The 7,150-nt window shown below is 71.3% G+C and carries 4 protein-coding genes; 3 read left to right on the top strand and 1 reads right to left on the bottom strand.

Annotation, left to right across the window (positions count from 1 at the left end; all coding sequences use genetic code 11):
* Positions 1-184 precede the first annotated feature (184 nt).
* On the bottom strand, positions 185-892 hold the full coding sequence (lexA, locus tag ACQRUO_RS23460; protein WP_428318019.1) for a transcriptional repressor LexA: 708 nt from the start codon (positions 890-892) through the stop codon (positions 185-187).
* A 750-nt stretch (positions 893-1,642) separates the two neighbouring features.
* Here lexA and nrdR point away from each other — a divergent pair.
* The 3 genes from nrdR to ACQRUO_RS23445 form a co-directional block, all read left to right on the top strand.
* Positions 1,643-2,152 carry a transcriptional regulator NrdR gene (gene nrdR, locus ACQRUO_RS23455; protein WP_428318001.1) on the top strand — a complete coding sequence of 170 codons (510 nt, stop codon included), beginning with the start codon at positions 1,643-1,645 and terminating at the stop codon, positions 2,150-2,152.
* 269 nt (positions 2,153-2,421) lie between these two features.
* Positions 2,422-5,298 carry a vitamin B12-dependent ribonucleotide reductase gene (locus ACQRUO_RS23450; RefSeq protein WP_428318000.1) on the top strand — a complete coding sequence of 959 codons (2,877 nt, stop codon included), beginning with the start codon at positions 2,422-2,424 and terminating at the stop codon, positions 5,296-5,298.
* Between the two features lie 399 nt (positions 5,299-5,697).
* Positions 5,698-7,150 (top strand): sensor histidine kinase (locus ACQRUO_RS23445; RefSeq protein WP_428317999.1); only part of this gene is annotated, 1,453 nt, incomplete at its 3' end.

Raw genomic sequence — 7,150 nt, 5'->3', positions numbered from 1 at the left:
GGGGGGTGGTCTGGGGGGGCGGAGCGCACTCTCGAGAAAAAAGGGTTAGGAAGAAAAAAAAAGGGGACAAATTCACCCCCCCCCCCCCCCCCCCCCTCTTTTCCCCCCCCCCCCCCCCCCGGTGCGGTGGAGCGCGTGCTGGGTCGGGTGGAGCGGGTACCGGGTCAGGTGGAGCGCTCCCGGGTCAGAGGCGGCGCAGCACGGCGACCACCTTGCCCAGGATGGTCGCGTTGTCGCCCGGGATGGGCTCGTAGGCCGGGTTGTGCGGCATCAGCCAGATCCGCCCGTCCTCGCGCTTGAGGCGCTTGACGGTGGCCTCGCCGTCGATCATCGCGGCGACGATGTCGCCGTTCTCGGCGACCGGCTGGCGGCGCACGGTGACCCAGTCGCCGTCGCAGATCGCGGCCTCGATCATCGAGTCGCCGCGCACGGTGAGCGCGAACAGCTCGCCCTCGCCGACCAGCTGGCGGGGGAGCGGGAAGACGTCCTCGACGGTCTGTTCGGCCAGGATCGGCCCACCGGCGGCGATCCGGCCGACCAGCGGCACGTAGGAGGTGGAGGGGCGACCGGCGGCCTCGGCGGTGTTGGGGCGGGTCACCTCGACGCCGCGCACCTCGTAGGCGCGCGGGCGGTGCGGGTCCCGGCGCAGGAAGCCCTTGCGCTCCAGGGCCATCAGCTGGTGCGCCACCGAGGAGGTGGAGGAGAGCCCGACGGCCTGCCCGATCTCCCGCATGCTCGGGGGGTAGCCGCGGCGCTGCACCGAATCCCGGATCACGTCGATCACCCGGCGCTGGCGCTCGGTGAGGCCGGCCTCGTCGGTGCGGATGCCGGGCGGGCGGCCGGGCAGCGAGCGGACCTGGCCGCCGGGCAGGCCGAGCGGTACGTCCTGCACCGAGGCGTGTTCGACCGGCTGGTCGGGGAGGTAGCCCGGGGTGCCGCCGGCGCGCTGGGCGTCGCTGCGTTCCATGCCGCTGCGTTCCATGTTGGGGTCCAAGCTCTGCTGGTCCGTGGCCGCCCGGCCGGCGAGGTGCGCGGAGCGGTCCTGCACCGGGATGCCGCGGCCGTCGGCGACGGTGGTGGGGAGGTTCTGGACGGCGGTGGTAACAGGGGTGGACATCGGGGTGGAAGCGGTGCTGCTGGTCTGTACGGTGCTCACGGCGGCCCCTCTCGTCGGGCGTTCTCCCTTGCCTGCCCAGCCCAACGGCAGCACCTATCGAAAGGTTGCGCCAAACACACGTTCGAGTGAATTATTTGGGAGTCGGCTGACTCGATCAAGGCTTTGGGTGTATGTCGATTAAATGTTCGATCGGATCGATTCTAGAGGGCGATCGGATGGCCCGTGCGGCGCGGGGGTGAGATCGCCGACATTCGTCCCCGGCTGGCCGGAATCCGCTCCTCGGCTGTCCGGGTGAGCCTTCCGAACGGGCCCCGGCGGCCTGGGCCCGACTGACCAGCGGCGATTCCGCGGGGTGATCCGAGGGATACCGGATCCGGCGTGTCAGCTCGGTGTGTCGCCCCAGATCTAGTGGTTACATAGGTGTCCGCAGCCCACAGGTTGTGGTCCCCTGGTTTTTGATCATGGTGGACGTCGCCTAGACTGAACGCTGCTCGCCCGCCAGTCGCACCCAGAAGGGAGTCGTCCGTGCACTGTCCCTTCTGCCGGCACTCCGACAGCCGCGTGGTCGACAGCCGCACCACCGACGACGGCAGCTCGATCCGCCGCCGGCGGCAGTGCCCCGACTGCGGTCGGCGCTTCACCACGGTGGAGACCGCGGCACTGATGGTGATCAAGCGCAGCGGGGTGACCGAGCCGTTCAGCCGGGAAAAGGTGATCTCCGGAGTCCGCAAGGCCTGCCAGGGCCGCCCGGTCACCGAGGACGCCCTGGCCCTGCTCGGCCAGCGGGTCGAGGAGTGCGTGCGGGCCAGTGGCAGCGCGGAACTCTCCACCCACGACGTGGGGCTCGCCATACTCGGCCCGCTGAAGGACCTGGACGTCGTCGCGTACCTGCGGTTCGCCTCGGTCTACCAGGCCTACGACGGGCTCGCCGACTTCGAGGCCGCCATCACCGAGCTGCGCGGCGCCGAGCGGTCGGCGGCGGACGCGGCCGAGGCCGACGGGGTGGCGATCGCCGTCCCCGCCGCGGCCCCCTAGGACCGCGCAGCCGTCGCCGGTCCGGCGGCGGCCCGGCAGTGGTCCGGACAGCAGCAGCTCTCACAACAGCATCGGCAGACAGCAGCACCAACGGCCCGTCCAGGGCTGACGCGCGCCCGGAAACGGTGCGCCTTCCAGACAAACCGTGCGAACCGGTCGGACGTCCGGCCTGCCCGCACCCCAGGAGAAGCGAAGAAGCAGCGATACCCCTCTGCGCTCAAAGGCGACAATTGGGGTATTCGGGGCGTATGCCCAGGAGGAGGAGAACAGTGACAGACACCACGAGCGGTTCCGCACGCGGGTCGAAGTCCGAGAAGGCGGCCAAGGGGTCCGGCAAGGCCCCCAAGGGCGGTCTGCGGCTGGAGCGCATCTACACCACTCCCGGGGTGCACCCCTACGACGCGGTCAGCTGGGAGCGGCGCGACGTCGTCATGACCAACTGGCGTGACGGCTCGATCAACTTCGAGCAGCGCGGCGTCGAGTTCCCCGACTTCTGGTCGGTCAACGCGGTCAACATCGTCACCTCGAAGTACTTCCGCGGCGCCGTCGGCACCCCGCAGCGCGAGTGGAGCCTCAAGCAGATCATCGACCGCGTGGTGCTCACCTACCGCGCCGCCGGCGAGAAGCACGGCTACTTCGCCTCGCCCGCCGACGCCGAGATCTTCGAGCACGAGCTGACCCACGCCCTCCTCCACCAGGTGTTCAGCTTCAACTCGCCGGTCTGGTTCAACGTCGGCACCAAGCAGCCGCAGCAGGTCAGCGCCTGCTTCATCCTGTCCGTCGACGACTCCATGGAGTCGATCCTCGACTGGTACAAGGAAGAGGGCATGATCTTCAAGGGCGGCTCCGGCGCCGGCCTGAACCTCTCCCGGATCCGCTCCTCCAAGGAGCTGCTCTCCTCCGGCGGCAACGCCTCCGGCCCGGTCTCCTTCATGCGCGGCGCCGACGCCTCGGCCGGCACCATCAAGTCCGGTGGCGCCACCCGCCGCGCGGCCAAGATGGTCGTGCTCGACGTCGACCACCCGGACGTCGAGGCCTTCATCGAGACCAAGGTGAAGGAGGAGGAGAAGATCCGCGCGCTGCGCGACGCCGGTTTCGACATGGACCTCGGCGGCGACGACATCACCTCCGTGCAGTACCAGAACGCCAACAACTCGGTCCGCGTCTCGGACGAGTTCATGACGGCGGTCGAGAACGGCACCGAGTTCGGCCTGCGCGCCCGGATGACCGGCGAGGTCATCGAGACCGTCGACGCCAAGAAGCTGTTCCGCAAGATGGCCGAGGCCGCCTGGGCCTGCGCCGACCCGGGCATCCAGTACGACTCGACGATCAACCACTGGCACACCTGCCCCGAGTCCGGCCGGATCAACGCCTCCAACCCGTGCTCGGAGTACATGCACCTGGACAACTCCAGCTGCAACCTCGCCTCGCTGAACCTGATGAAGTTCCTGCGCGACGATGACTCGTTCGACGCCACCACCTTCGCCAAGGTCGTCGAGCTGGTCATCACCGCGATGGACATCTCGATCTGCTTCGCCGACTTCCCGACCGAGAAGATCGGCGAGACCACCCGCGCCTACCGCCAGCTGGGCATCGGCTACGCCAACCTCGGCGCCCTGCTGATGGCCACCGGCCACGCGTACGACTCCGACGGCGGCCGCGCCCTGGCCGGTGCGATCACCTCGCTGATGACCGGCACCGCCTACCGCCGCGGCGCCGAGCTGGCCGGCGTGGTCGGCCCCTACGACGGCTACGCCCGCAATGCCACCGCGCACCAGCGGGTCATGCGGCAGCACGCCGACGCCAACGCCGCCGCCGTCGCGCTGGACGACCTGGACGCCCCGGTCTGGGCCGCGGCCGGCGAGACCTGGCAGGACGTGCTCCGGATCGGCGCGCGGAACGGTTTCCGCAACGCCCAGGCCTCGGTGCTCGCCCCCACCGGCACCATCGGCCTGATGATGGACTGCGACACCACCGGCGTCGAGCCCGACCTCGCCCTGGTCAAGTTCAAGAAGCTGGTCGGCGGCGGCTCGATGCAGATCGTCAACAACACCGTCCCGCGCGCCCTGAAGCGCCTGGGCTACCACCCCGAGGCGGTCGAGGCGGTCGTCGCCCACATCGCCGAGCACGGCAACGTGGTCGACGCCCCCGGCCTGAAGACCGAGCACTACGAGGTCTTCGACTGCGCCATGGGCGAGCGCTCCATCTCGCCGATGGGTCACGTGCGGATGATGTCGGCGATCCAGCCGTGGATCTCCGGTGCGATCTCGAAGACCGTGAACATGCCGGCCTCCTCCACCGTGGAGGACGTCGAGGAGGTCTACTTCGAGGCCTGGAAGCTCGGCGTCAAGGCGCTGGCCATCTACCGCGAGAACTCGAAGGTCGGCCAGCCGCTCTCGGCCAAGAAGACCAAGCAGGACGAGACCGCCGTCGCCGTCGCCGAGCCGGTCGTCGAGAAGATCGTCGAGTACCGCCCGGTCCGCAAGCGCCTGCCCAAGGGCCGCCCGGGCATCACCACCTCCTTCACCGTGGGTGGCGCCGAGGGCTACATGACCGCCAACTCCTACCCGGACGACGGCCTCGGCGAGGTCTTCCTCAAGATGTCCAAGCAGGGCTCGACCCTGGCGGGCATGATGGACGCCTTCTCCATCGCCGTCTCGGTCGGCCTGCAGTACGGCGTGCCGCTGGAGACCTACGTCGCGAAGTTCACCAACATGCGCTTCGAGCCGGCCGGTCTGACCGACGACCCGGACGTGCGGATGGCCCAGTCGATCGTCGACTACATCTTCCGCCGCCTGGCGCTGGACTTCCTGCCCTTCGAGACCCGCTCGGCCCTCGGCATCCACTCCGTCGAGGAGCGCCAGCGTCACCTGGAGACCGGCTCCTACGAGCCGCTCGACGACGACCTGGACGTCGAGGGTCTGGCCCAGTCCGCCCCGCGCGCCGTCGCCCCGGCCCCGGCCAAGCCCGAGGCCCCGGCCAAGCCGGCCGCCGCCAAGGCCCCGCACAACTCGACCGAGCTCCTGGAGATCCAGCTCGGCCTGAACGCGGACGCCCCGCTCTGCTTCTCCTGCGGCACCAAGATGCGCCGCGCGGGCAGCTGCTACCTCTGCGAGGGCTGCGGCTCGACCAGCGGTTGCAGCTGAGCGATCGGCAACGGCCCCGGCCGCGTCGGATCACCTGACCCGGCCGGGTAGCCGACCGCTGTCACACCCGGGAGGGATCGGCTTCGTGCCGGTCCCTCCCGGTGTCGTTTCCGGGACCGGCCGATGGCGCCGTGGAGTGCCGATGGCACCGTGAAGCAACGTGTGCGAACTGCCACCGGATGCGCACGTCGGACCGTCGTCCCGGTGCTGCCGGAGTGGGCCCGAAACCGGCCAATATGGTCGCTGGATGTCCATAAGGTCAACTCCCCGTTTGAGTGGCTTATCTGAATCGATATGATCTGGTGACCGCGTGAACTGATCATGGATCTTCCGGCCGCGGGAGGCTGGCGCGCTGTTGCTTGACCTTTTGCTCCGACGCCCGCCCCGAGGTACTGCGCCATGACCGCACGCTCCCGCCTGTTCGGCAGTACGGCCGCGCTGTGCGCTGTCCCGGGGGTGGCGGCCGGGGTCGTGGTGGTGGCGGCGGTGCTGGCGGCGCCGGAGCGGGATCGGGGGGCAGTGGGGGTGTGGGGTTCGGTGCTGGGGGCCGCGTGGTGTGCGGTGGCGGTGTTCGGGCTGCTGCAGTGGCTGCGGGTCCGGCGGTTGCGGGGCGAGTTGGCGACCAGTCGGGGCAAGGGCGAGGCGGCGCTGACCGCCGTGCTGCGCGCCGAGGCGGCCACCGCGGCGGCCACGGCCGAGAGCCGTGAGGCGCGGGCCCGGGAGGCCGCCGCGATCGTCGAGGCCGCGACGGCCCGGGACGAGATGATCGCCGCCCGGGCCGAGGCGGTGGAGGCACGGGCCGAGGCGGCCGCCGCCCGGGCCGCGGCCGACGACGAGCGCGAGGAACTCGTGGTGCTGGCCGAGCGGACCATCCCCGAGGTGGTGCGCCGGCTGCGGGCCGGGGCCTCGGTGGACACCGTCCTGGTGGCGCACCGGCAGACCGCGCACGAGGAGCTGCTGCGCCTGCTCGCCCGGGAGATCGCCTACGGCGAGCGGCAGCGGGCGGCCGCGCTCGCGGTCTGCGCGACCGCGGCGGGCCGGGTCCAGGCGCTGGCCACCAGCATGCACGCCGAGCTGCGCGAGATGCAGCACCAGCACGGTGAGGAGGTGCTCGGCGACCTGCTCCGGCTCGACCACAGCACCGCCCAGGCCGGTCGGCTGGCGGACAGCATCGCGGTGCTCACCGGGGCCCGCAGCGGCCGCCGGTGGAGCCGCCCGATCCCGGTGGAGAGCGTGCTGCGCGGCGCGCTCGGCCGGATCAGCGCCTACCGGCGGGTGCGGCTGCACAACGCGAGCGGGGCCGCGGTGGCCGGCTACGCGGCCGAGGGCGTGATGCACGCGTTGGCCGAACTGATGGACAACGCCGCCAACTTCTCCGCCCCGCCGGCCGAGGTGCACGTCTACGTCGAGGAGTTGCACACCGGACTCGCGGTCACCGTGGAGGACGGCGGGCTGGGCCTCTCCGAGGTCTGGCTGCGCCGCGCCGAACAGGCGGTCTCCGGCGAGCCCCTGGACCTCACCACGCTGTCGGCCGGCACCCGGCTGGGCTTCGCGGTGGTCGGCGCGCTGGCCCGCAAGCACGGGCTGGCGATCTCCTTCCGGCCGTCCTCGCGCGGCGGGACCGGGGTGGTGGTGCTGATCCCGGAGCGGCTGATCGTCCATCAGGACCAGCTCGCCGACCCGGAGCCGGCCGCGGCCCGGCCCCGGAGCGCCGAGCTGTCGACCGCCGAGCCCCGGGCCGTGGAGCACCGGAGCGCCGAGCCGCGGGCCGTCGAGTCGCGGATCGCCGCACCCGCGGCGCTGCCCGCCCCGGCGCGGCCGCGCCCGGCCCTGCCGCCGGTGGAACCGCCGG

Source organism: Kitasatospora sp. LaBMicrA B282 (assembly GCF_050325825.1).
In the GTDB taxonomy this organism is placed as follows: domain Bacteria; phylum Actinomycetota; class Actinomycetes; order Streptomycetales; family Streptomycetaceae; genus Kitasatospora.
The sequence above is the reverse complement of the archived record's forward strand: the minus strand, read 5'-3'. Positions and strand labels throughout refer to the sequence as shown.